At 68.6% G+C, this 24,306-nt stretch carries 17 protein-coding genes and 1 rRNA gene; 10 read left to right on the forward strand and 8 right to left on the reverse strand.

What is annotated here, in order from left to right:
* The first annotated feature begins 138 nt into the window (after positions 1–138).
* Positions 139–256: ribosomal RNA gene (rrf, locus tag OX958_RS13445) — 5S ribosomal RNA — on the forward strand.
* A 153-nt stretch (positions 257–409) separates the two neighbouring features.
* Positions 410–928 (forward strand): GrpB family protein, encoded by a 519-nt coding sequence (locus OX958_RS13450; protein WP_270137655.1) that lies wholly within the window; start codon positions 410–412, stop codon positions 926–928.
* Positions 929–943: 15 nt separating this feature from the next.
* Here OX958_RS13450 and OX958_RS13455 read toward each other — a convergent pair whose 3' ends face one another.
* The 5 genes from OX958_RS13455 to OX958_RS13475 all read right to left on the reverse strand — a co-directional run bounded on the left by OX958_RS13455 (position 944) and on the right by OX958_RS13475 (position 8,665).
* Positions 944–1,597, reverse strand: a complete 654-nt coding sequence (locus OX958_RS13455) for a hypothetical protein (protein WP_270137656.1) — start codon at positions 1,595–1,597, stop codon at positions 944–946.
* A 1,155-nt stretch (positions 1,598–2,752) separates the two neighbouring features.
* Positions 2,753–6,202: a chromosome segregation ATPase gene (locus OX958_RS13460; RefSeq protein WP_270137657.1), complete on the reverse strand. Its 3,450-nt coding sequence runs from the start codon at positions 6,200–6,202 to the stop codon at positions 2,753–2,755.
* Positions 6,199–6,852, reverse strand: a complete 654-nt coding sequence (locus OX958_RS13465) for a hypothetical protein (RefSeq protein WP_270137658.1) — start codon at positions 6,850–6,852, stop codon at positions 6,199–6,201. Before OX958_RS13465 ends, OX958_RS13460 begins: the two co-directional genes overlap by 4 nt.
* Positions 6,849–7,478, reverse strand: coding sequence for a hypothetical protein (locus tag OX958_RS13470; protein WP_270137659.1), 630 nt, complete (start codon positions 7,476–7,478; stop codon positions 6,849–6,851). The genes OX958_RS13465 and OX958_RS13470 overlap by 4 nt, the downstream gene beginning before the upstream one ends.
* A complete protein-coding gene (locus tag OX958_RS13475; RefSeq protein ID WP_270137660.1) occupies positions 7,475–8,665 on the reverse strand; it encodes a hypothetical protein in 1,191 nt (396 codons plus the stop codon). The genes OX958_RS13470 and OX958_RS13475 overlap by 4 nt, the downstream gene beginning before the upstream one ends.
* A gap of 244 nt (positions 8,666–8,909) precedes the next feature.
* Here OX958_RS13475 and OX958_RS13480 point away from each other — a divergent pair, with 244 nt between their 5' ends.
* Positions 8,910–9,713, forward strand: coding sequence for a TrmH family RNA methyltransferase (locus tag OX958_RS13480; RefSeq protein ID WP_270137661.1), 804 nt, complete (start codon positions 8,910–8,912; stop codon positions 9,711–9,713).
* Here OX958_RS13480 and OX958_RS13485 read toward each other — a convergent pair.
* Complete coding sequence (locus OX958_RS13485; protein ID WP_270137662.1) at positions 9,663–10,718, reverse strand: LacI family DNA-binding transcriptional regulator; 1,056 nt, start codon at positions 10,716–10,718, stop codon at positions 9,663–9,665. The genes OX958_RS13480 and OX958_RS13485 overlap by 51 nt on opposite strands.
* A 127-nt stretch (positions 10,719–10,845) precedes the next feature.
* On the opposite strand from OX958_RS13485, the gene OX958_RS13490 reads away from it, so the two are divergent.
* The 7 genes from OX958_RS13490 to OX958_RS13520 all read left to right on the forward strand — a co-directional run bounded on the left by OX958_RS13490 (position 10,846) and on the right by OX958_RS13520 (position 20,025).
* On the forward strand, positions 10,846–12,435 hold the full coding sequence (locus OX958_RS13490) for a glycoside hydrolase family 13 protein (RefSeq protein ID WP_270137663.1): 1,590 nt from the start codon (positions 10,846–10,848) through the stop codon (positions 12,433–12,435).
* An 11-nt stretch (positions 12,436–12,446) separates the two neighbouring features.
* Positions 12,447–13,808 carry an ABC transporter substrate-binding protein gene (locus tag OX958_RS13495; protein ID WP_270137664.1) on the forward strand — a complete coding sequence of 454 codons (1,362 nt, stop codon included), beginning with the start codon at positions 12,447–12,449 and terminating at the stop codon, positions 13,806–13,808.
* Positions 13,809–13,811: 3 nt separating this feature from the next.
* Positions 13,812–14,696 (forward strand): carbohydrate ABC transporter permease, encoded by an 885-nt coding sequence (locus tag OX958_RS13500; protein ID WP_270137665.1) that lies wholly within the window; start codon positions 13,812–13,814, stop codon positions 14,694–14,696.
* The gene (locus OX958_RS13505) at positions 14,693–15,568 is read left to right on the forward strand and encodes a carbohydrate ABC transporter permease (RefSeq protein WP_270137666.1); all 876 of its coding nucleotides are present in this window, start codon (positions 14,693–14,695) and stop codon (positions 15,566–15,568) included. Before OX958_RS13500 ends, OX958_RS13505 begins: the two co-directional genes overlap by 4 nt.
* An 87-nt stretch (positions 15,569–15,655) precedes the next feature.
* The gene (locus tag OX958_RS13510; protein ID WP_270137667.1) at positions 15,656–18,526 is read left to right on the forward strand and encodes a CBM35 domain-containing protein; all 2,871 of its coding nucleotides are present in this window, start codon (positions 15,656–15,658) and stop codon (positions 18,524–18,526) included.
* Positions 18,527–18,642: 116 nt separating this feature from the next.
* Positions 18,643–19,608 carry a GDSL-type esterase/lipase family protein gene (locus tag OX958_RS13515; protein WP_270137668.1) on the forward strand — a complete coding sequence of 322 codons (966 nt, stop codon included), beginning with the start codon at positions 18,643–18,645 and terminating at the stop codon, positions 19,606–19,608.
* Between the two features lie 57 nt (positions 19,609–19,665).
* Entirely contained in the window at positions 19,666–20,025 is a 360-nt protein-coding gene (locus tag OX958_RS13520) for an iron chaperone (RefSeq protein ID WP_270137669.1), read from the forward strand.
* Here OX958_RS13520 and OX958_RS13525 read toward each other — a convergent pair.
* Together OX958_RS13525 and OX958_RS13530 are read right to left on the reverse strand one after the other, a co-directional pair.
* Positions 20,008–21,234 carry an SWIM zinc finger family protein gene (locus OX958_RS13525; protein WP_270137670.1) on the reverse strand — a complete coding sequence of 409 codons (1,227 nt, stop codon included), beginning with the start codon at positions 21,232–21,234 and terminating at the stop codon, positions 20,008–20,010. The two genes, OX958_RS13520 and OX958_RS13525, sit on opposite strands and share 18 nt — an antisense overlap.
* A complete protein-coding gene (locus tag OX958_RS13530) occupies positions 21,227–24,211 on the reverse strand; it encodes a DEAD/DEAH box helicase (protein ID WP_442913270.1) in 2,985 nt (994 codons plus the stop codon). Before OX958_RS13530 ends, OX958_RS13525 begins: the two co-directional genes overlap by 8 nt.
* Positions 24,212–24,306 lie beyond the last annotated feature (95 nt).

Raw genomic sequence — 24,306 nt, forward strand, 5'->3', positions numbered from 1 at the left:
CAACCAATGGTTGGCAACAGACTGCTGCGAACATGTTTGCGTCCACTATACGGTTCCCGGAATACGGTCAACCCCAGCCATGATCCTCGATCCGAGGGTTATGTGACTAGGTGTGGTTGGTTGATATTTCTATAGAGTTACGGTGACCATAGCGTCAGGGAAACACCCAGTCTCCATTCCGAACCTGGAAGTTAAGCCTGACAGCGCCGATGGTACTGCGACCGGTAGGTCGTGGGAGAGTAGGACGTCGCCGGACATTCACACTGTTAAGGGCCACCCCGCAAGGGGTGGCCCTTAATGCGTTCATGGTCCACCGTTGGTGTACTCAAGGCCAACACATCTCTTGTTGGTGGCTTGGGCCGCGGTGCGAGGCGAGTTTCGCGGCGCGCTGCTGGGCATACTTCTTGGCATGCGGCTGGATCGGATCGAGATCGTCGAGTACGACGCTCGCTGGCCGGGGTTGTTCGAAGAGCAACGCCGGCGGGTGGAGTCGGTCATGTCGGAGTATCTGGCTGGGCCTGTCGAGCACATAGGAAGCACGGCTGTTCCGGGCCTGCCGGCCAAGCCGATTATCGATATGGCGGTAGTGGTTCGCGACCATGCGGAATGTGTGGGCGCGTTCGACGCTTTGGCGTCCATCGGTTGGTTGCGGGCGCCCGAGCCGGGAGATCCAGAGGCTCTTAAGTGGTCGCTGTGCTTTCCGTCCGTCGAGCGACGGACACATCATCTGCACGTCTACGAGCAGGGCTCCGACAGATTGCAGACGCTTCTGGCGTTTCGTGATCACCTGAGAGTGGACGCCGCCGATCGGGCGGAGTACGGGCGGATCAAGCGGGAGTTGGCCGCTGTTGACGACCAAGATCGGCCGCGCTACCGAACTGGTAAGGCGCCCTTCATCGTCGACGTGCTCGCACGACTGAGTTCGTAGTCGAGCGAGCGCAAGTCAGAGGTCTTCGGGGGAGATGCCTACGAGGGCCGCGGCGGCGCAGATGTGGATGGGAGTCAGGTCTGCGGGGGCTACGGGGGCCTGGAGGAGGGTGCCTCGTTCGAAGGGGGTGAGGCCGATGTCTATGCCGTGGGCACCGGCGACCATGCCTCGGACGTAGGTGAGCCAGCCCATCATCGGGATGCCGCGGCGGAAGACGCCGGCGGCTGCGGCCAGTTCGGTGTCGGCGATGCTGGCCCATTCGGGTTCCCAGATCGTGACGACTGCCCGGAGGACCTGGGCGAAGCGCTCTGACTGGGTCAGCGCATCTTCATCGCTCCAGTGCAGGGTGAGCTGGTCGGAGACCGTGGTGAGAGTACCGCCCATGGAGAGGTCGAAGAGCCAGGGGAGGTCGCCGGCGCTTTGGAGGTGCAGCCGGGTGGTGCTTGAGCCGTTCGACAGGACTTTGGTGGTCGCCTCGACCATTTCCTGGAGCGGCGTGGAGGCATCTGCCTCGAGGACATGGAAGCCCCAGCGCTCGTCCTGGGTCCACAGGTGGACTTCCGGGAACGCTACGGCGACCGCGGTCAGCGTGCGGCCTACGCGGAGTGCGCGGTGTTCGACCGACTCGTCGCGGTGAGCCCACTGGGCGCGCAGTAGCCAGGATGCCATCTCACGCCCTCCGATCAGCTGCCGGCTGGAGCTGTGTCACGGACGGTACGCCGAACGGTGAGGGGTTGGCCAGAGCTCCGCCTACTCCGTGTGAACGACTCAAGAGGGCTGGGACGGACATCTGCAGACACCTCACCCTCCCAGTGTGAACGAACCCCAGGTCGATCCGGACCACCGGGGTCGGTTTTCCGCAACCTCCCGCCACAAAGTGACCGGTCGGGAGCGAGGCGCGCCGGGCGTCGGAGAGCGATCGCAGCGGACTCGATCCGCCCCCAGCAGCCCAGCGTCCGGCACCTAGCGGCGAGCACCCGGCACCCAGCCGCCCAACGGCGAGCACCCAGCACCTATCAGCCCAGTACCCAGCGCCGGCACCCAGCGGCGAGCACCCAGCGCCCGGCACCCAGCGGCGAGCGGCGAGCGTCCAGCGCCCGGCGGCGAGCGCCCGGCACCCGGCACCCAGCGGCGAGCGGCGAGCGCCCGGCGGCGAGTGCCCAGCGCCCAGCATCCGGCAGCCCGCGGCCCGCACCCAGCAGCGATGAGCAGACTGCACCGAGCAGGCCGCAGCAAGTGGCAAGTGGCAAGTGGCACGCGGCACGCGGCACGCAGACCTTAGGGTCAGCCGCCGATGGCGGCGCAGGCCTCGTCGTTCGCGTATTTGATGAGCAGGTGAGCGCGCAGTCAGTCCGCAGTTCAATCCTCGGCTGATGCTGATGCTGATGCTGATGCTGATGCTGATGCTGATGCTGATGCCGAGTACGGGTGCCGATGCTGATGCTGATGCCGAGTACGGGTGCCGATGCCGAGTACGGTGCCGCTGCCGCTGCCGCTGCCGCTGCCGCTGCCGCTGCCGATGCCGATGCCGATGCCGATGCCGATGCCGAGTACGGTGCCGCTGCGCGTGTCGCGTGCCAAGTACAGGTGCCGCTGCCGCGTGCCAAGTACGGGTGCCGCGTGTTGTGTGCGGGTGCGCGTGCCGTCTGCGGGTGCGCGGGCTGTGTGCGGATGCAGGTCCGCGTGCCGTGTGCAGGTGCGATTGCGCGTGCCGGGTGCGGGTGGGGGTGCGTGTGCCGGGTGCGGGTGCGCGTGCCGGTGCCGGTGCCGGTGCTCGTCATCCTGTGTCAGAGCTGGCTGGTCTTTCGACGAGTTCCTGCGGCTTCACGGACGGGCATCAGGCCCGTCTTCGGCGGGCGCTGCGGAGTTGGAGTCCGTGCTTTCAGGCTCGGCTGACTTGACCGCTTTAGCCGCCTTTCGTCGGGTGGCCGACTTGCTGGCCTTCCCTGCAGAGCCGGAGGTGTCTTCAGCAGTGGATCCTCGGTGTGTGTTCGCGTCGACGTCGGAGGCTGAAGCGGTTGAGGTAGTGACTGCTACCCCTGCGGCCGACTCAGCCAGGCCGGCTGAGTCGAGCGTCGCAGCCGAGTCGAGCGCGGGAACCGAGTCGAGCGTCGGATCGGCGTCAAGCCTGGCGTTGACGTCGGCATCGGCGTCGAGCATGGGGTTGGCCAGGTCCAGTGTCGGGCGGGGGCCGCGATACGAGTCGAGCCAACTGCGCAGGAGTTCAACCCGTGCGGAGTACTCGTCGTTGCCTTTGACGACGGGGGCCTGGTTGTACGCCATGGTGTCGGAAGACCGGCGGAGCTTGACGTAGAGGCGGGAAGACGACAGCGCGTAGCGTTCCATGTCGTCCTGGAGGGCGCCGATGACCGTGATGTTGCGGTCGCGGCCGATCTGTTCGAAGAGCGCTACTGCTTCGCGGCGGTGCTGGGAGCCGAGGTTGCGGCCCAGTTCGTCCAGGATCAGCAACAGTGGGCGGTCGCTACCGCCCGCGAGGGCGGCGGCGCAGACGAGCTTGACCGCTTTCTCATCCATCTGGGCGGTGTTGCCCTTGACGTTGAACGCGGAGAACGGGCCACCCTCCGAGCGCCGCCACTTCGGCGTGACGGTCCAGCGCCACGGCTTGTCCGGCTCGGCCGGCGGGTCGGGCTCCGGGTACTCGAGCTTGGCTCCGTAGCCGCCGTACTGCTGGTCCAGGCGATCGAACTCCGCAGAGACGAGACGTAGCCGAGCCTTGATGCCGTCGGCGAGGGAGGAACGGTGAGCACGGGCGGTGCTCTCCGACTCGTCGAGCCCCTCGCGAGCGCGCTCCAGGGCGGCGTTGCGTTCGGCCCGCTGGCTGGCGATCTGCTGTTGTTGCAGGCTGTCGAAGGTCTCGTGCTGCGCCAAGTGGCTGGCAAGTGTCCGCTGCAACGCGGGGACCAGCGCGACTCGGGCACCGAGAGTGCCGTTCGACCAGCCGTCAGGGCCGTTGAGGATCTCCCAGAGCTCTGACGGGATCTCCTCCCGCGAGCGAGCGTTCGGGAAACAGCGCCGGATGACGTCGTCGAGTTGGGTGCAGGCCTGGTGGTTCCAATCAGCCGTCGTACGGCGCTGGGCAGCTTCGTCCGGCAACGCGACGAGGAACTCGGAGGCCTCGGCCGCGCTGCCACCCCAAGCGGCCGTCCGGCTGGCCAGGTCGAGTCCGGCTTGCTCTTCCAGCAGCATGAGGCGACGACCGGCCAGCTCATCGAGAACTCGGCCGTGGTCGCGACGGGTGGCTTCGAGATTCTTCAGCCGCTCATCGCGGACGAGTTGCTGCCCAGCTGCTGCTTCCGCTGATTCCTTGGCTGCCTGAAGAGCGGGAGCGAGGCTGTCGCGATCCGCCTCGTGCTGGTCGTTCGCTTCGCGGAGAGCAAGGATCTCCTCCTGTACGCCGGTCGCGGTACCCAACGCGCGAGCTGCCGCCGTACGACGCTCAGCCTGGTCGACCCGAGCACGAGCCTGCTCAAGGGCGGCCGAGGCAGCGGCGCGAGCCTCGACGGCTGCCTCGAGTCGGCGGCGGGCAGCCTCGATTCGGGCGGTACGACCGGTGATCGCTTCCTCGAACTGCCCGACCGCGACCACACCGGCGGGATCATCGATGACCTCTTTGGCGGCACGAGCTGCCAGCGCGGCGAAGAACCCGTCCAGCTGGAAGCGCTTGTCCGCCGATACGGGGCCGCCCTCGAAAGGCACTGCCTCGGGCCGGTTGGCCAGCACGAGTAGGAATCCCGAGTAGCCGGCGTCGCTGAGAGCAGACGTCGCGAGCGCAACGTCAGCCGCGTCGACGACAACAGCCTCCCTGTACGGCGCAAGCCGTGGCTCCCACTCGGCACGATCGGCACTCGCCAGCTCGGTGATGTCGGTGAGCGCGCCACACTCGATCCCCGCGTTGGCGAGCACCTGTTGCTGCGGAGCCGAGACGGTCTGGCCGCTCTCAGCTTCCTTCAGCTCGGCAGTCGCCTGGCCCACCGAGGAACGGGCCGCGTGATCCCGGCCGATGTGCTCCTCCAGTACGGCGCGGGCCTCTTCTTGTTCCTCCGCGGCCGCGGAGAGATCCCGGCCGTCGGCCGAACGTCCGGCGTCGAGCAACCGGCGGTGCTCCTGGCCGAGCCGCTCGAGCTGCTCGCGGACCGACCGTTGCGCCAGATCGAGCTCGCGGTCGCGGGCGTCGAGCTTGTCGCGCTCCTGGCGGGTCAGCTGGACGTCGCGAAGCAGGTTCTCCTCGCTGCCGAACGCCTCGATCTCGGTGTCGACCGTCTCGCGCTTGGCCTCCTGCTCGGCCACCCGCTCGTCGAGAACCCCCAGCTCCTCGAGGATCTCGCTGTTCCGCGCGTCCCCGTCGAGCAGGTGCCGCGCGCTGCGGGCTCGCCAGGACTCGCGAGCGGCCGTCAGCGCGTCGCGGGCCGCGGCGCGTTGCAGGATGCCCGCCTCGACGGTGGCCATCTCCTGCTCCCACCGCTGCAGGTCGGCCGCTGCTTGCTTGGTCGCCTCGCGTTGGGTGTGCTCGGTGGAGCGGTGTGCCTGTTCCTGCTCCAGCTCGTGATCGAGGCCGGTCAGGGTAGCGATCGCGTTGAAGATACGGGCCGGACCGAGCTCGTTGAGCGGCTCGGCGAGCAGGTTGGCCGTGGGGGACGACCGGACCGACGTGGACAGGAAGGAGACGCAGCGGACCTGGCCGCCGTACAGGACCGAGGAGAGCTTGTTGGCGTGGAAGTCGGTGCGGCCGTTGGAGTGGGGGAGCGCGGCCCACAGAGCGTCAGCGCCCGCGGCGCGCTCGGCCTCGGTGCTGCCGTACGGGACGTGCAGGCCGCTCTTCCAGCGGAGATCCAGGTACGACGCTTTGCGGTTGATCCTGATCCAGACGGTGATCGCGGCGGCCTCGATCTCGGCCAGCTCGGTCAGGTCCGGGTCGGAGAAGACGCCGACGATGTAGCCACGGTCGACATTCGACCAGGTGCCTTCCTGGCCGGCCGCTTCAGCGGTGAAGAGCAACTCGGCGGCGCCGGGGGCACCGCTGGTCAGCCGCCACTGGTCGTCGGCGTGCAGAAGCGACAACGCGGCGATCCAGGACGACTTGCCGGCGCCGTTGGAGTCGACCGGGCCCTGACCGGCGACAGTGACCAGGCCCTGGCCGACCATCGGGATCGGGTGCGTCGACAGCCGGGACAGGTCGACGACCTGAACGCCGAGCAGCACCTTCGAGCCGAGGATGTCGAACGGCCCGTCCTCGGTCGTGGTGGGGGTGCTCATGCCGCTCCTTCTGCTGGGGTGGAACCTTTGCGAGCGCGGATGGCCTCCGCGATCGGACTCGACGGCGCGGCCGCGAGGATGAGTTGGTCCTGCAGGCGGCGGCGCGCGGCCGGGGTCAGGCGCTGGAGCTGCGGACCAGGGATGTAACTCGGCCCGCCGGAGTGGTCCCCGGAGAGCTGGATCAGGCCGGCGGCGCGCAGGCGCTGAAGAGCGAGGCGGCGCTCTTCCGCGCTGATCTTGGTGGTGCGCAGCTCGTCGACCGTCGTGGGCCGGGCGGACTTCCAGCTGTCGCCGGTGAGGATGCCCTCGCTGCGAGGGATCGCTACCGAGTGGACCAGCACGAGCACCAGCACGGCGCGGTCCACGGTCGAGAGGGGCTGCCAGCCCTGGGCCGTGAGGGTCTCGGCGATGTCGTCGGCGTAGCCCGCGGTCCAGTGGGTGCCGTCGACGTGCACCAGGGTGCGGCCGATGAGCTTCAGCATCTTCTGCACCTGACGGCGCAGCGTGACATCGCGAAGGCCGGCCAGTTGGACCTCGGCCACCGGATGGGCGGCGTACTGGACAGCGCTGAAAGCAGCCAGTACTTCGTCGCGGGTGCGGTCGCTGAGGTCTTGGAGGATGGGGTCGAAGAGCGCGTGCTGCTCGGTCATTCGTCCTCCTCCGTCGGGGTCGGCGTGGTGGGCAGCGGATCCGGATCCGGTACGACGGGCTGCGGCGGGGCGAGCACCGCGGCCGGCGGGTCAGGCAGGATGCGGCAGATCTCGCGAAGAGCGACAAGTTGCGTCGGACCCCAGGTGACGACTCGCGGACCCAGCCGCACTTCGCCGTCCTTCTCGTTCCAGAGCAGCCAGTTGGTGGCGTGCAGGCGGCGAAGACTGCCGATGATCAAGGTCAGGTCACTCGACTGCTCGGCGCGACCCCGCAGCCCGGCGTACACGGCTTTGACCTGGGCCAGCGTGCCGGTGACGCCGGGCCAGGCGGAGCCGCTGCGGTCGGGCCAGCAGCAGGCTACGCAGATCGAAAGGACCCGGGCGGTCTCGTTCGGCTGCTCGACGGCCACTGGAGGCATGCCGAGCTCCTCCAGGACACTGTGGCCGGCGCCGTCGGGCAGCGTGGGCAGCATCCACAAGGACGTGCCGTCCGGTTCGGCGGCACGGGCCAGTCCTGGGACGGCGGGCGTGTCCGCCGAGACCTGCAACGGCCCGGCGGATTGCACCTTCGCCCACCACAGAGCGTTGTAGCCGCGGCCACTCTCGACAGCCTCCGAGGGGCTCATCGCGTCACCCGCCGGAAGGAACCTTCGGTCGCCCACGGCGTCCCGGCTGACGGGTCGATCCGCATGCCGTCGCCCCACACCAGCTCGTAGTCCAGCTCGTCGTGCAGGTGAGCCGCGGTCAGCTCGGACAGCACCCGGCGGGCCGTCACCCAGTCACCCGCATCGTCGACCACGTCGACGATGCTCACGCTCGACTGGCCGGCCAGGATCCGCTCGGCCTGCGCGCGGAGATCCTCCCGATCCGTCGCGGCGGCAGACTCCGGCGCGTCGGTCTCCGACGAAGGGCGAGGCGGCGCCATTCGCGCTGTGCCGGTCCGGCGGCCGGACTCGACCGCCTCCAGCATGCTCTCCGGGGAGAAGTCCGGCGCCGCCGCGTCGAAGAGCAGCCCGTCCAGAACCCCAGCCAGTACGTCGGTGTCGCTGCCGCGGGTGAAGCTCAGCCAGGTCTCGATCGGCAGCAGCCCCAGCGCTCGCGTAGTACCGGCTCGCTCGACCAGTCGCCCAGCGGCAAGCTGCACCGCGTCGGCATAGGCGGCGAGCGACATCCGCAGTTGCGTGCAGACCTGGTGCAGTCCGGGCCAGCGCTCGAGCACGATGCGGTGGACCTTCTCGGCCTGCTCGATCAGCCGCTCGTTGCCCCAGGCGAGTTGCGCGTTCTCCCGGAGCTGAGCCGTCGTGCTGGTCGAGACCAGGATCGACAGCTCGTTGCCCAGCAGCCGGAAGACCTTGGTCAGCCGCTGGATCGACGCCTGCCCTTGGTCGGCCACAGCCTTCGGGTCGCTCACGCTGTGCGCTTCGAGAGTCAGCAACTGGTGCAGCTCGGCCTGACCGCCCTGCACCGACATCCGCTTGAGGAACATCAGCATCACGTACGGCGCGAAAGCCGCCCGGTGGCGCAGCTCGTTGGGCCGGTCGACCAGTTTGGTGATCGCGCCGTACTGCCGCAGCACCTCGAAGCGCCGCACGATCACGTCGTGCGGATACCCCCGGCAGGCGAGGGTGGCCTGCTCGACGGTCATCCCGTCGCTGCCCGCCTCGGCGAACGCGTCCAGGATCGCCTGGTCCACATCCAGCAGCTCGGGATCGACGATCATCGCGCCGGCCTCGCGGGCGAGCACGGCGAAGACCTGCCGGTAGACGCGCAGTACGGCCGCTTCGGCCTCCGCGTCCAGCAATGTCGCGTCCATCGTGACTCCTCCCGTGCCCGGCCGCCCCCGAAGACAGCCAGAGAACGGACTTTATCGACCGGGACCGAGCATCTGAAAACCGAGTGACGCCGAGGCTGTGGATATCTACCATCCGAAACATGATGAGACTGCTCGGCCAGCGCGTCCCCACGCCCTGGCCGACCCCCAGTGAGAGACCCGGTGCGGACGCCTGAGCGGCGATCCCCGGGACGCTTTCGCTGGTCTCATCCTCCGGAGTCACCTGATGACACCGTCGTTTCCCGACGCCCTGACCATCGGCGCGCAGCATCCCCGCGGCCGCGCCCTGCTCGCCGTCCGCAAGGACACGGTCCCCGGCCGGATCCTGGTCGAGGGGAGCTGGGAGCACAGCCGCCTGCTCAGCACCCCGACCACTGTCGACACCTTCTACTACTGTCCCGAGGCCTGCGCGCCACCGGACGAGGCAGCCGAGATCGCGGCCCGCGCGCGGGAGGTCTTCCGCATCTCGCCGAAGCTGCTCGCCAGGGTCAGCCGCAAGAGCAGATCGGACGGCCTGATCTCGATCGCCCGCCTCCCTGCCTGGCGGCCCAGCCTGCTCCGCCTCGGCGAGGACGCGTTGATCCTGGTCGCCGACGGGGTCGAGTACGCCGGCAATCTCGGCACCCTGATCCGCACCGTCGACGCGGCCAGCGCCGACTGTCTGGTCCTGACGAGCCGACGGGCGAAACTCACCCACCCCACCGTGTACGCCGCCAGCCGCGGCATGGTCCTGACCACGCCGGTGCTCGAGTTCCCGACGATCGCGGAGGCAGCGAGCTGGCTCAGGCAGCACCATTTCGACGTCCACCTAGCCGATCCCGCGGCGACCGGCAGCTACAAAACACCGGCGTACCGGGGACGGACGGCCTTCGTGGTCGGCTCGGAGGGCGCGGGACTGCACCGCAACTGGCATCAGCAGGGGTTCGGCAAGGTCTCGATCCCGATGCTCGGTCAGGCGGATTCGCTCAACGTCGCTCTCTCAGCGGGCATCCTGCTCTTCGAGGCCCGCGCCCGCAAGGAGGGGTGGTGAGCCGGTCGATCCACGCTCGATCAGCCGCACGTCGAGCGTGATCGGGTCGGCCGGATGGTCCTTGCCCTCGACCGTGCCCAGCAGCAGCCGGACGGCGATCGCCGCTTTGCGGGGGATGTCCTGCGCGATCGTCGTCAGCTTCGGCGTCACGTAAGCGCTCAGGTCGAGGTCGTCGAAGCCCAGCACGGAGACATCGCCGGGCACCGAGAAACCGCTCTCGCCCAGGCCCTCCATGATCCCGATCGCCAGGATGTCGGCGGTCGCGAACACGGCCGTCGCTTCCGGATGCTCGGACTTCAGCCGCCGCCCGAGCTCGCGACCGCCGGCATGCGTGGTGTTCGCCGTGACGAGTCGCTCCCGCCAGACCAGCCCGGCCTCGGCGAACGCGGCACGGAACCCGGAGTACCGCTCGTGCACCACGCCGACCCCGGAGAACGAGGGACTCGCGAACACGATCTCCCGATGCCCCAGTTCGAGCAGGTGCCGTGCGGCCAGCAGCGCACCCGTGTGGTCGTCGGACCGTACGCCGGTGGTCAGCGGGTTGGCCGAGTAGCTGTCGATCGCCAGCAACGACACCTTGCCGACCGTCCGCGGCGTGAGCCGGTCGATCTCCTCGTCCAGGAAACCGAGCAGCACCGCGCCGTCCAGACTCCACGACTGCAGCGCCTCGGCCACCTCGGCCGGCGCGGCGATCCCGCGCAGCAGCAGGTGGTAGCCGCCCTTGCGCAGCTCCCGCTCGATCTGCCCGACGATCGCCACGTTGTGCGGACTGATCATCAGGCTGTCCTCGTCGGCGGCCGGCACCAGCAGCCCGATCAGCCGCGACGACTTCGCCGCCAGGCTCCGGGCCGACGCGCTCGGCACGTAGCCGCGCTCGGCGACGATCCGCTCGATCCGCTCGATGGTGTCCTTCGAGACCCGGGCGCGCTTGCCGTTCACCACGTTGGAGACCGTCATCATGCTGACCCCGGCCTCGTCGGCGATGTCCTTCAGCGTGACCCGCACCAGCGGCTCCTCTCGATCGTCGCGGCCAGGATACGAGTGCGATCCCCCCATTGACACCCGGCCGGAACCGGCCTTACGGTCCCACCAAGGTGGAGCGCTAAACCTACCATGATCGAACGGAGTCCGGGTGAGCAGAGAACAGTGGTGGCGGGACGCGGCGATCTACCAGATCTACCCGCGCAGTTTCGCCGACGGAGACGGTGACGGGACCGGCGACCTGGCCGGCGTCCGGTCGCGGCTGCCCTATCTGAGCAGCCTCGGCATCGAGGCCATCTGGTTCACCCCGTGGTACCTGTCCCCGCTGGCCGACGGCGGGTACGACGTGGCCGACTACCGCACGATCGACCCGGCCTTCGGCACCGTCGAGGAGGCCGAGCTGCTGATCGCCGAGGCGGCCGACCGAGGCATCCGCACGATCATCGACATCGTTCCCAACCACGTCTCCAGTGAGCACGAGTGGTTCAAGCAGGCGCTGGAGGAAGGCCCGGGCTCGCCCGCGAGGGACCGGTTCTGGTTCCGCGGCGGGGAGGAGCTGCCGACCGACTGGGTCTCCAGCTTCTCCGGCGACACCTGGACCAGGACGAAGAACCCCGACGGTACGCCGGGGGAGTGGTACCTGCACCTCTTCACGCCCGACCAGCCCGACCTCAACTGGAACCACCCGGACGTCCGCCGCGAACACGAGGAGATCCTCAGGTTCTGGTTCGACCGGGGCGTCGCCGGGATCCGGATCGACTCGGCCACCATGCCGGTCAAGGACCCCAGCTTCCCGCAGTACGGCGAGACCGCCGAGCACCCGTACGTCGACCGCGACGAGCTGCACGACATCTACCGGTCCTGGCGCGCGATTGCCGACTCGTACGCCGAACCGCGGGTGCTGGTCGGCGAGATCTGGCTGGCCGACCCCCAGCGGTTCGCCCGCTACCTGCGGCCGGACGAGATGCACACCGCATTCAACTTCGACCTGATGGGCCGGCCCTGGCAAGCGGCCGAGCTGCGTGCGTCGATCGAGTCGACGCTGGCCGCCCACGCCCCGGTCGACGCGCCCGCGACCTGGGTGCTGTCGAATCACGACGTGACCCGGCCGGCCACCCGGTACGGGCGGGAGGACAGCTCGTTCTCGTTCCAGGACAAGCGGTTCGGCGTACCGACCGATCTGGCCAAGGCGCAACGCAGGGCCCGAGCGGCGGCTTTGCTGACGGCAGCGCTGCCCGGGTCGCTCTATGTCTACCAAGGTGACGAGCTCGGTCTGCCAGAGGTCGAGGACCTTCCGCTCGCCGCTCTCCAGGATCCGATCTTCCACCGCTCCGAAGGCGCGGACCCCGGCCGCGACGGCTGCCGCGTACCGTTGCCCTGGACAACGACCGGCCCGAGCTTCGGCTTCAACTCGCAAGGCTTCACCCCCTGGCTGCCGCAGCCCGCGGACTGGGGATCGCACTCGGTCGAGCGGCAGGAACGCGACTCCGGCTCGATGCTCACCCTGTACCGCGCGGCGCTGGCCGGCCGTCGCGACCTCGGCGCAAGTCCCTTCGACTGGCACGAACTCAACACCGGCGACGTCATCGCCTTCACCCGGGGACCCGGCTTCCTCTGCCTGGTCAACCTCGGCGACCAGGCGCTGGCCCTTCCGCAGTACGGCGAAGTGCTACTCGCCAGCACCGCCCTGACCGGCGACCGCCTTCCCACCGACGCAGCCGTCTGGCTGACCACGAAGTAGGAGAACCACGGATGAAACTCACTCCCATCGCCCTGGTGGTCGCGCTGGCCGCGAGCCTCACGGCCTGCTCGGGTTCGGACGACGCGGCGAGCCCGCCGAGCCCGGACGGACCGGTCTCGATCAAGGTCGCTCGCGACCCCGGCCTGGACAAGGGCGCGATCGCCGCCTTCGACGCGCGGGTCGCGCAGTTCGAGAAGGACAACCCGGCCATCGACGTCGTCCCGCAGGAGTACAACTGGACGGCCACCACCTTCACCGCGCAGCTTGCTGGTGGCACGCTGCCCGATGTCTTCACCGTCCCGTTCACCGACGGCCGCGGCCTGATCGAGCGCAAGCAGATCGCCGACATCTCCGGCCTGGTCTCCGCACTGCCCTACGCGGGCAAGTTCAGCGAGAACGTCGCCAAGGCGGGCAAGGCCGAGGACGGCAAGATGTGGGCCGTGCCGATCGCGGCGTACGGGCAGGCGCTGCACTACAACCGCTCGCTGTTCAAGCAGGCCGGTCTGGATCCCGACCAGCCGCCGACGACCTGGGACCAGGTTCGCTCCAGCGCCAAGCAGATCGCGGAGAAGACCGGCAAGGCCGGGTACGCCGAACTCACCACCGACAACACGGGTGGCTGGATCCTCACCACCCTCAACTACGCCTTCGGTGGCCGGACAGAGAAGCTCGAAGGCGACACTGCGACCGCACAGCTCGACACACCCGAAATGACCTCGGTACTGCAGTTGCTGAAGGACATGCGCTGGTCCGACAACAGCATGGGCGCCAACTTCCTCTACGACTGGGGCGGCATCAACCAGGCGTTCGCCTCCGGCCAGATCGGCATGTACGTGTCCGGTGGCGGCAACTACGGCTCCCTGGTCACACAGAACGCGCTCAAGCCGGCGGACTACGGCGTAGCCACCATTCCGCTCGTCAACGACCAGGCCGGAGTACTGGGCGGCGGGACGCTGGCAACGGTCAGCGCCAAGGCGAGCGAGGCAGTGAAGGCCGCATCCGTGAAGTGGATCGACTTCTTCTACATGAAGAAGCTGGCCGACAAGGACGCCGCGGTACTCGATGCCAAGACCACTGCCGCCTCCAAGCAGCCCGTGGGCGCTCCGCAGTTGCCGGTGTTCGACAAGGCGACGTACGACGAGTCGCTGGGCTGGGTGAAGGAGTACGTCAACGTCCCGCTGGAGCAGATGAAGCCCTACACGGACAAGATGTTCGACCAGCCGCTGGTGACCGAGCCGGTCCGGTCGACGCAGGAGGTCTACAAGCTGCTCGACCCGGTCGTGCAGTCGGTGCTCACCAACAAGGACGCGGACATCGCGGACCTGCTCAAGAAGGCCGACGCTCAAGCGCAGGCCCTCCTCGACCGGAAGTAGCCGATGACACGGGTCCGCGGCAGCAGCCTCAGCACACTGGTCTTCCTGCTCCCGCTGCTGCTGGTCTTCGGCATCTTCTCCTGGGTCCCGATCCTGCGCGCCGTGGTGATGAGCTTCCAGGAGACCAACCTGGTCACTCCGGCGACCTTCGTCGGCCTGCAGAACTTCCGGGACGTCCTTGCCGACCCACTGCTCTGGACAGCGGTCAAGAACACCTTGTACTTCGCCCTGCTGGCGTTGCTGTTCGGCTACCCGGTGCCGCTCGTCGCGGCCGTCCTGATGAGCGAGGTGCGCCGCTTCAAAGGTCTCTACAGCGCACTGGCCTATCTTCCGGTGGTGATCCCGCCGGTGGTCGCAGTACTGCTCTGGAAGTTCTTCTACGACGCCGGGCCCAACGGTGTCTTCAACACGATCCTCGGCGCGGTAGGTCTCGGTCCGGTGTCCTGGCTGCAGGACTCGGGCAGCGCGATGCCGGCCCTGGTCCTGGAAGCGACCTGGGCCGCGGCCGGCGGCACGGTGATCATCTACCTGGCGGCACTGACCGGAGTCGCCACCGACCTGTACGAAGCGGCCGAGATCGATCGGGCCTCGATCTGGCGCAAGATCTGGCACGTGACGCTGCCACAGCTCCGAGGCGTCCTGCTGATCACCTTCATCCTGCAGATCGTCGGGACGTCCCAGGTGTTCCTGGAGCCGTTCCTGTTCACCGGCGGCGGCCCGGCGAACTCGACCATCACCATCCTGCTGCTGATCTACGACTACGCCTTCGCGAACAGCCTCGGCGGCGAGTACGGCGCGGCCACCGCGCTCAGCATCATGCTTGCCGTTGCCCTGGGCATCCTGTCCGCGATCTACTTCCGGCTGACCCGATCCTGGAGCCGCTCATGAGCAGGGGAGTGCTCTCGTCGTCGGACTGGCGCCGCCCCGGCGTACGGCGTACTGCGCGCGGCTTGCACGTAGTACTGCTGGGACTGCTGTTCCTGGTCGGCCTGGGGCCTATGCTCTGGCTCGCCAAAGCAGCGATCACGCCCACCCAGGACACTCTGCGCGCGCCACTCGCACTGTGGCCGAACGGGATGGACTGGGCCAACCTCGCCACCGCCTGGACGCGGGTGGAGATCGACAAGTACTTCTTCAACACCGTCGTGCTGGCGGCCGGCTCCTGGTTCGTCCAGTTGCTGGTGGCAACCACCGCCGGGTACGCGTTGTCCGTCCTCCGGCCCCGCTACCGCAAGGCACTCACCGGCGTCGTGCTCGCGACGCTGTTCGTCCCGTCGGTGGTGCTGCTCGTCCCGCTCTATCTCACGATCGTGAATCCGCCGTTGCTGAAGACCTCGCTGATCAACTCGTTCTGGGCGGTCTGGTTGCCGGCCGGCGCGAACGCGTTCAACATCCTGATCGTGCAGCGGTTCTTCGACAACCTGCCCCGGGAGATCTTCGAGGCCGCCCGGGTCGACGGCGCCGGACCGTTCCGGATGTTCTGGTCGGTCGTGCTGCCGATGTCCCGCCCGATCCTGGGCGTGGTCTCGGTGTTCGCGATCATCGCGGCCTGGAAGGACTTCCTCTGGCCGTTGCTGGTGCTCCCCGATCCCGATCTGCAACCCCTGTCCGTCCGTCTCCCGGCGCTGCAGCGTTTCGTCGAACTCGATGTGTTCCTGGCGGCACTCGCGATCTCGACGGTGATCCCCGTGGCGCTCTTCCTGGTCTTCCAGCGACTGTTCCTGAGGTCCAACGTTCTGAGTGGCGCAGTCAAAGGTTAGTTCCGCCCCCACCCCCGCCCGAGCAGTGCCTGACAGAAGGGCTCCACAGCCATGCCCAAAAAGAGGTTTGCCACAGCGTTACTGGCCATGCTTTTGGCCGCCGGCTTCCTGCGACCAGCCGACGCGGCCGGCTTCACGGCGACCGTGCAGGCCGAGAGCGCGACGTTGGCCGGAGGCGCAGTCGTCGCCACCAACCACACCGGCTTCACCGGCTCCGGCTTCGTCGGTGGCTTCACCGACGGGAACAAAGGCACGGCAGCCGTCACTGCCGCGGTTAACGTCCCCGCCGCCGCGAGCTACGACCTGTCCCTTCGCTACGCGAACGGCACCGGCTCAGCCAAAACACTGTCGCTCTACCAGGCCGGTACGAAGGTGCGACAGCTCACCCTGCCGCCGTCGGCCAACTGGAACAGTTGGTCCGACCTGCACACCACCCTCTCGCTCCCGGCCGGCTCCAACCAGCTCAGCTACCGCTTCGACTCCACGGACTCCGGCAACGTCAACCTGGACAGGCTGACCGTCACTGACCTCCCCGGCGGCGGCCCGACACCGGACGGAGCTCTGGAGGCCGAGTCGGCCACGCTGTCCGGGGGAGTCGTCGTTGCCACTGATCACCCAGGCTTCACCGGCACAGGCTTCGTCGGCGGCTACACGGATGCCAACAAGGGCAACGCTGCAACCACCTTCGCTGTAACTGCAGCCAAGGCCGGGTCGAGCACTGCAACCCTCAGGTACGCCAACGGCACCGGAGTCGCCATGACTCTGTCCCTGTACGCCAACGGCAGCAAGGTCAGGCAGATCAGCCTCCCGGCCACCGCCAACTGGGACACCTGGGGTACTGCGGCCGAAGCGGTGCCAGTGAACGCAGGCGCCAACACGATCGCTTACAAGTTCGACAGCGCCGACTCCGGCAACGTGAACCTCGACAACCTCGCCGTCGCCGCCCCCACCGACCCGCCGCCCGCCGGGGGAGCCGCTCTCGAAGGCTCCTTCCTCTCCGGCGGCACCACAGTCGGTACGTCGATCACCGGGTACGCCGGCAGCGGCTACGTCACCGGCTTCACCGCCGTCGGCGGTCGCGCGATCCGCACGGTCAACCTCCTCGCCGCCGGCAATGCCCAGACCACCCTCCGCTACAGCAACTCCAGCGGCAGTACCAAGACGTTGAGCGCCTACGCCAACGGGGTGAAGGTCGGCCAGGTCTCGTTGCCTGCGGCAAGTGGGTGGGCGACCGTCCAACAGACCCTGCCGCTCCGCGCCGGACTCAACCTGATCGGCTACCAGTACGACGCCGGTGACAGCGGCAACGTGGCCCTCGACGATCTCGCGGTGGCCGGATCGACCGACCTCGCCACCCGGGGCGCGACCGTGCCCTACACCGAGTACGAGGCGGAGAGCAGCAGCACCAACGGCGTCGTGATCGGCCCCGACCGCACCTACCGGACGGTGGCGTCCGAGTCGTCCGGGCGGCGCGCGGTACGGCTCGACAACGCGGGCAAGTACACCCAGTTCACCCTGACCAAGCCGGCCAACTCGATCGTCGTCCGCTACTCGATCCCCGACAACGCCGCCGGTACCGGCATCACCGCGCCGCTCGGCGTCTACGTGGGCGGAGCCAAGGTCAAGGACCTCAGCCTGACCTCGGCGTACAGCTGGGTCTACGGCAACTACCCGTTCCCCAACGACCCGGGTCTGGGTGGTGGGCACCGTTTCTACGACGAGGTCCGCTCGACGCTTCCGTCGTACCCGGCAGGCACTGTGCTCAGGCTGCAGAACGACACCTCCACACCGATCACGATCGACCTGATCGACACGGAGGTCGTGGCACCGGCGTACTCGATGCCGGCCAACTCGGTCGACCTGACCGCGTACGGCGCTGTGTCCGGCTCCGGTGACGACACAGCCGCGTTCAATGCGGCGGTCAGCGCGGCCAAGGCTGCCGGTAAGACGCTCTGGATCCCCAGCGGAACCTTCGACCTGACCGCTCGGGTCACCATCGACAACGTGACGATCCGGGGTGCGGGCATGTGGCACACCACGGTCCGCGGCAACGCCGGTCGTGGCGGCTTCTTCGCCAACGGCGGCGCCGTCCAGCTCGCCGACTTCTACTTCGCCGGTGACGTCCGGTACCGCGACCCGGACGGCTCGGTCACCACCGACGCCGCTCTGGAGGGCAAGTTCGGGCCCGGTTCGCTGATCCACAACGTGTGGCTCGAGCACTCGAAGGTCGGCCTGTGGGCCAGCAGCGGCACCACCGGCCTGTACGTCGCCGGCGTCCGGATCCGCGACATGTTCGCCGACGGCCTCAACCTCAACACCTTCAGCGGCGACGGCAGTCCGGTCACCAACAGCCGGGTCGACCAGAGCGTCTTCCGCAACACCGGTGACGACGCGATGGCGATGTGGTCGTTCAGCAGCGCGGTCGCGGACTGTGCGTTCACGTTCAACACCGCCGCGCTGCCCGCGCTGGCCAACGGCGGCGCGATCTACGGCGGCAACGGCAACCGGATCGAGGACAACCTGTTCTCCGACACGGTTTACACCGCCGCCGGGATCACGATCAGCACCTGGCACTCGGCGCAGCCGTTCAGCGGTACGACGGTCGTCCAGCGCAACACGATCACCCGGGCCGGCGGCTTCAACACCGACTGGAACAGCAGCCAGGGCGGCCTGTGGATCTACGCCGAGGGCCGGGAGATCACCTCGCCGGTCCTGATCAGGGACGTCGACATCTTGGACAGCACCTACCAGGGCATCTCGATGAGCTGGCAGAAGAACGTCACCAACCTGACCTTCGACCGCGTGAAGGTGCAGAACACCGGCACCTTCGGCATCGACATCCAGGTCGCGGGCAGCGCCACCTTCAACAACGTGACCGTCTCCGGCACCCTGGCGGGCGGCCTCAACAACGCCTTCGGCTTCACCCTCAACCGAGGTCCGGGCAACTCAGGCTTCTGACCCCCCACCCTGCCGGCCTCCCGCGCCCCTGACCGGCGCGGGAGGCTGACCCCTGTCCGGCCCCGGCCGGCGGTTGGGGAGAATGGCCGGGTTGCCGGAGACCTAGGAGCAGAGCAGTGGCGTTTGTGGCGGGCGAAGTAGTCGCACCGAGTGATCCGCGGATCGTGCTGGAAGGCCAGTGGGGGCTGCAGCCGGGTCTGGCGGTCACCGTGAACTCCGGCTCCCGGATCTCGTTCACCTTCAACGGCACTGCCGTGCAGGCGTTGTTCGACGTCGGTGGGCTGGAGGTCGCGCCGCACTTGTGGGTCTCGGTCGACGAGGCCGAGCCCGAACTGCACGTCGTCGCGCAGCCGGTGATCGAGCTGACCGCGGCGGAGGCCGGGCCGCACAAGGTCGAGATCGTGGTGAAGGACGTCAACGAACACGTCAACCGCTGGCACCCGCCGTTCGGCTGCGCGGTCGTCTTCGCGGGCCTCGTGCTCGGCACCGGGACCCGGCTGCGGTTGAGCGGGCGCCCGAGCGGACCGCGACTGGAGTTCTACGGCGACTCGATCACGCAAGGCGTGCGAGCGCTCAGCGAGCACCCGGAGTCCGAAGGCGCCGACGGGACCAAGTCGTTCGCTTACCTGACCGCGCGAGCACTCGGCGCATCGGCGTACCAGGTCGGCTTCGGGCGGCAGGGCGTCGTCCGGCCGGGCAACGGTGAGGTGCCGGGCGGGATCGAGTCGTTCGGCTGGAACTTCGCCGGCTCACCCGCCGAGCGGATCGAGCAGCCGCAGGTGGTGGTGATCAACCTCGGGGTCAACGACGAGACGCTGACCGCCGCGCAGTACGGCGGATACCTCGCGCGGGTGCGGGCGGCGTACGGGAGCAGTGAGATCGTTGCTCTCAGCCCCTTCAACGGCAAGTACGCCGAGGAGATCGAGGCCGCGGTCAAGGCCGGCGGCGACCCGGCCATCCGGTACGTCGGCACCGACGGCTGGATCACCGAGGACGATTGCACGGACCTGTTGCACCCGTCGGTCGACGGACACGCGAAGATCGCGGCCAGGCTGACCGAGGAGCTTCGCGCGATTCTCTAGCGCGCCGGTCCGGTGGCTGCTGTTTGCCGCGACGGCTCCCGGCCGCCACGATGGGGTATGGCGACCACGAACTTCCAGAGCGTCGACGAGTACATCGCATCGTTTCCCGCCGAGTTGCAGACGATCCTGCAGCGGGTGCGGGAGACGATCCACGGCGTCGTCCCCGGGGCGGGGGAGAAGATCGGCTACCAGATGCCGACGATCACGCTGGACGGCACCTCGCTGCTGCACTTCAGCGGCTGGAAGAAGCACCTCGCGATCTATCCGATTCCGCCGGTCGACGGCGAGCTCGCGACGGCGATCGAGCCCTACCGGTCCGGTGAGGGCACGCTCAAGTTCCCGCTGGCTCAACCGATCCCGTACGAGTTGATCGCCCGGATCGCCGAGGCGTTCGTCGCGTCACGGGCGGCCGAGTAACTCCGCGGGATCGGGCCCGGGCGGCGCGCTCAGCATCCAGTCGCTGAACTGCTTGGTGAACAAGTACCAGAGGCCGTCCGGGCCGAGACGCAGCTGCGTGCGGCCGGCGGTGACGCGGTTGCCCTCGATCACGCCGCCGAGAGCCTCGAGACCTTCCGCGAGCACGCTGGGATCGAGGTCGGCCGGGTGGTCGGTGGCTGCCGCGAGTCCGCCTGCGCCTCCTTCGCGCCAGGCCACAGCCCAGCTCGTGAGCTGCCGGGCGGTCAGGCCGGAGCGGTGGGCGAGATCGGCCAGGCCCGGCGTACCGAAGAGGTTGGCGGCTCGGCGCGCGAGGTCCTGCTCGCGGGTGAGGCCGAGCCCGCCGTCGCCGTCTCCCGCGGCCAGTTCCCAGGCTCGCCGCGCCGCGTCGGTCGCCAGCGCAACCAAGTCTTTGCCCTCGACCCCTGACTGCCGCGGCGGCTCCAGCACCTGTACGGCGGTCGGCGCGCCCGGCTGACTCAATGGACGCACAGGCTTCGGCAGCGGTCCGGGACTTCGCTGGAAGGCCGCCTTCGCCAGTACGCCGACGGGTTGTCGTCTGATCGCCGGCGGCTCGGCACTCGTCGCCCGCCGGGCTCGGAGCGCCGACAGCAGTTCGTCCTTCTGTTTTCCACGCAGCAGGAGCAGCTCGAAAGGGTCGTCGTCCAGGGCGTCCGCGATCAGGTAGCAGACGGCGGCGGAATGCTTGCAGGGGACGGCGTAATCCGGGCAGTTGCAAGCTGTTCGCACCTCACCCGAGTCCGGTAGCAGCTCCAGTCCCGCCGCTTGAGCGTCATCGACCAGTTCGGGCGGCAGTTCGCCGTCGAGCAGCGCGGCGACGCGGCCGATCTGCGCCGACACCACGTCGAGCACCGCCTCCCACTCGCGATCGTCGAACGCACGGATCTTCACCGTCACCTCGTACGGCGTGACGCGACTGCCCTGCACCGACGCCCGAACCACCCCTGGCTCCACCTCGACCGAGAGCACACTCCCGCGTCGCGCATACGACCGCCCGCGCCCCAGCCGGTTGGAATCCAGCTGCGCCTGCCGCTCCAACGCCCCCAACCAGGCCTTGCCCCACCAAGTCCCGCCGAACGGCCGTCGACTCCCCGCTCCTTTGGCAGCAGGCAGCCCGGCGTTCTCCCCGTCCCGCTGCCGCCACCCCTGCCAGGGCGTCCGCTCATTCATCGTCCAACCCCTCACTGGTCGAGGGGAGACCGCCGTAGAGCTCCTGGTGCTGACCGGAAGTGGACGACGTCTGCGCCGCGCCGTCGGCCGTGGAGGTCGAGCCGGGCGGAGCGCTGGCTGTGCTCTCAATGCTTGGTGCCCGGCCCACCGCGGAAGGGTTGTAGGCGCTTGCGGCGCCGGACTTCGCCGGGGTGGTCGACAACTCGACCAGTTCGGTCAGCTCGGTGTCGGAGAGCTCGCTGAGCCAGGATTCGCCGGAGCCGACGACGGCGTCGGCGAGTTGGCGCTTGGTAGCGATGACCGTGGAGATGCGGTCCTCCAGGGTGTTCTCGGTGACGAGTCGATGCACCTGAACCGGCCGGTCCTGGCCGATCCGGTAGGCGCGGTCCGTCGCCTGATCCTCGACCGCCGGATTCCACCAGCGGTCGTAGTGCACGACGTGAGTCGCCTTGGTCAGCGTCAGTCCGACCCCGCCGGCCTTCAGCGACAGCAGGAACACCTGCGCCTCACCCGCCTGGAACTGCTCGACCAACTGCTCCCGCTTCCGCACTCCGACGCCGCCGTGCAGGAACAGCGACCGCACCTGCCGCGCCGCCAGATGCGACTCGATCAGCCGGCACATCTCGACGTACTGGCTGAAGATCAGCACCGACTCACCCTCGGCCAGGATCACGTCGAGCAGCTCGTCCAGCGCCGCCAGTTTGCCCGAGCGCCGCGGGAGCGGACCGGTCTCGTGCAGGAACTGCGCCGGGTGGTTGCAGACCTGCTTCAGCTGCGTCAGCAGACTCAGCACCAACCCCCGCCGTGCCATCCCCTCGGCCTCCTCGATCTTGGCCAGCGTCTCCTTCGCCACCGCCTGATAGAGCGTCGCCTGCTCCGCGGTCAGCGGTACGACGAGATCGTGCTCGGTCTTCGGCGGCAGCTCCGGTGCGATCCCCGGATCGCTCTTCTTCCGCCGCAACAGGAACGGCCGCGTCACCCGCGCCAGCCGGGCCGTCGCCTCCTCGTCGTGATACCGCTCGACCGGCACCGCGATGTCGTGCCGGAACCGCTCCAGTGTCCCCAGCAACCCCGGCGCCGCCCAGTCCAGGATCGACCACAGCTCCGACAACCGGTTCTCCACCGGAGTTCCGGTCAACGCCAATCTGGTTGCTGCAGGCAACGTCCGCAGTGCGCGCGCCGTCCGGGACAACGGGTTCTTCGCGTGCTGCGCCTCGTCGGCGACCGCGAGGCCCCAGAAGATCTCACCCAGCACCCGGTGATCCTGACGCACCACCCCGTACGTCGTCAGCACCACTTCGTCCGGCAGCAGCTCCGAGAGCGAACGCCCGGCCCCGTGATACCGCCGTACCGGCACTTCGGGCGCGAACTTCGTCAACTCGCGCTCCCACGTGCCGAGCAGCGTCGACGGACACACCACCAACGTCGGCCCACGACCGCGTCGCGACAACTGGAGGTGCAAGGCGATCACCTGGATCGTCTTGCCCAGCCCCATGTCGTCGGCCAGACACCCACCGAACCCCAGCTCGGCGAGCTGCGCCATCCAGGCGACCCCTCGGCGCTGGTAGTCACGCAAGGTCGCCCGCAAACCCACCGGATCGGCCAGCGGCTCCGGCTGTTCAGCGGCGCGCAGCCGCTCGACCATCGTCAGCAGCGAACCGTCCGGGTCGAAAGCGACCAGCTCGCCCTCGATCTGCACCGACCCCGTCAACGCGGCCCCCAGTGCCTCGGCGCCGCTGAGCTTCCGCGATCCACCGTGCCGCAGTTTGCGGACCAGTTCCTGATCGATGCGCACCCAACGCCCGCGCATCCGGATCATCGGCCGCTTCGCCTCCGCCAGCGCGGCGACCTCCGCCTCGGTCAACTCCTGCCCGTCCAGCGTCGGACGCCAGCGAAAAGCCAGCAACTCCGTCAGGCTGAAGTCAGGACCGGTCACCGCGCCCGGCGCTGGCGTGGCTTGCACAGCACCCCGCAGAGCGAGCTGACCCGCGAACAGTTCGGCCGGCCACAAGACCTCGATCCCGGCATCCTCGAGTGCGTTGCTGTCGCCGGCCAACTCGTCCAGTGCCTCATCGCCCACCGGCACCTCGGCCGGAGCCGCGTCGCGCAGAGCCACCCCCAAGGGCGGCCAAACCCGAGCGCCACGCCGCAAGGCCAGCAGCAGATCCGTCTCGGCCCGCTCACCCAAGGCCGCCAGTACTGCGGGAGGCGCGTTCCACACCTCCGCGACATCCACCAGCAGGCTCGGATCCACGCCACTGCGCAATTGCAGCACCGCCCGGAACTCGGAGTCGTCCTCAGGTGGTTCGATCCGAAGTACCAGCCGGGCACCTGCCTCCTCGCTCCGCGCGGTCTCCTCCAGCCAAGCCGTGGAACCGGTCAACGCGACCGGCCCGGCCTCGGCGAACGCAGCAGCACCGGCCCGTACTGCGACGCCCGCGGCCGGCGTCCGCACCAACGTGTCGGCGATCGCATCCCAGAACGCGCGCACGAGTTGCTCCGGATCGACCAGCCGGAGAGGCCGGGACCCCTCGATCGCCAACGCATGCCCGTACGCCGGCATCGCCGCCGCCAGACTCCGCAACCACCCGTGATCCGCCGGATCCAACGGCGCCACCCGCCACGCTCCGAACCCAGCAGGGCTGACGTCGGGCACCAGCCGGCCCCGCCCGATCAACCCGACTCCCGCGAGGGCAGCCGCAGACCACGCTTGCCAACTCCGCGAGTCCGCTTGCCTGGTCTCGCCGCTTGCCGACAGCAGGAAAGCCAGCGCCTCCGTCATCCCCAGGGTCAGCACCGCCACCCGCACGCGGCGCACCTGATCGCCGCGGGGGAGCACCAACTCGGCCTTCTCGTCGGCGACGAGGCCGGTCGCCGCCAGGTCGCCGTACAGCGCCAAGCGCCCCGCTCGCGGCGGGTCGGCGGGTGCGAACACGACCTCCAACACCCTTCGAACCCTACCGATCACCGCCGACATCCCGGATTCCTTCGTCCACAGGCGCGACTTGACCTGAACATTAGTTGAGGTAGCAGGCTGGCGGCCACATCACCGGACGCGAAACGGAGCCCGAA

The organism is Kribbella sp. CA-293567 (assembly GCF_027627575.1).
Lineage (GTDB): Bacteria > Actinomycetota > Actinomycetes > Propionibacteriales > Kribbellaceae > Kribbella.

Coding starts and splice junctions, on each gene's coding strand:
- OX958_RS13460 (WP_270137657.1), bottom strand. CDS start 6,202: ATGAGCACCCCCACCACGACCGAGGACGGGCCGTTCGACATCCTCGGC.
- OX958_RS13525 (WP_270137670.1), bottom strand. CDS start 21,234: ATGAATGAGCGGACGCCCTGGCAGGGGTGGCGGCAGCGGGACGGGGAG.
- OX958_RS13465 (WP_270137658.1), bottom strand. CDS start 6,852: ATGACCGAGCAGCACGCGCTCTTCGACCCCATCCTCCAAGACCTCAGC.
- OX958_RS13530 (WP_442913270.1), bottom strand. CDS start 24,211: ATGTCGGCGGTGATCGGTAGGGTTCGAAGGGTGTTGGAGGTCGTGTTC.
- OX958_RS13450 (WP_270137655.1), top strand. CDS start 410: ATGCGGCTGGATCGGATCGAGATCGTCGAGTACGACGCTCGCTGGCCG.
- OX958_RS13455 (WP_270137656.1), bottom strand. CDS start 1,597: ATGGCATCCTGGCTACTGCGCGCCCAGTGGGCTCACCGCGACGAGTCG.
- OX958_RS13475 (WP_270137660.1), bottom strand. CDS start 8,665: ATGGACGCGACATTGCTGGACGCGGAGGCCGAAGCGGCCGTACTGCGC.
- OX958_RS13520 (WP_270137669.1), top strand. CDS start 19,666: ATGGCGACCACGAACTTCCAGAGCGTCGACGAGTACATCGCATCGTTT.
- OX958_RS13500 (WP_270137665.1), top strand. CDS start 13,812: ATGACACGGGTCCGCGGCAGCAGCCTCAGCACACTGGTCTTCCTGCTC.
- OX958_RS13505 (WP_270137666.1), top strand. CDS start 14,693: ATGAGCAGGGGAGTGCTCTCGTCGTCGGACTGGCGCCGCCCCGGCGTA.
- OX958_RS13470 (WP_270137659.1), bottom strand. CDS start 7,478: ATGAGCCCCTCGGAGGCTGTCGAGAGTGGCCGCGGCTACAACGCTCTG.
- OX958_RS13510 (WP_270137667.1), top strand. CDS start 15,656: ATGCTTTTGGCCGCCGGCTTCCTGCGACCAGCCGACGCGGCCGGCTTC.
- OX958_RS13480 (WP_270137661.1), top strand. CDS start 8,910: ATGACACCGTCGTTTCCCGACGCCCTGACCATCGGCGCGCAGCATCCC.
- OX958_RS13495 (WP_270137664.1), top strand. CDS start 12,447: ATGAAACTCACTCCCATCGCCCTGGTGGTCGCGCTGGCCGCGAGCCTC.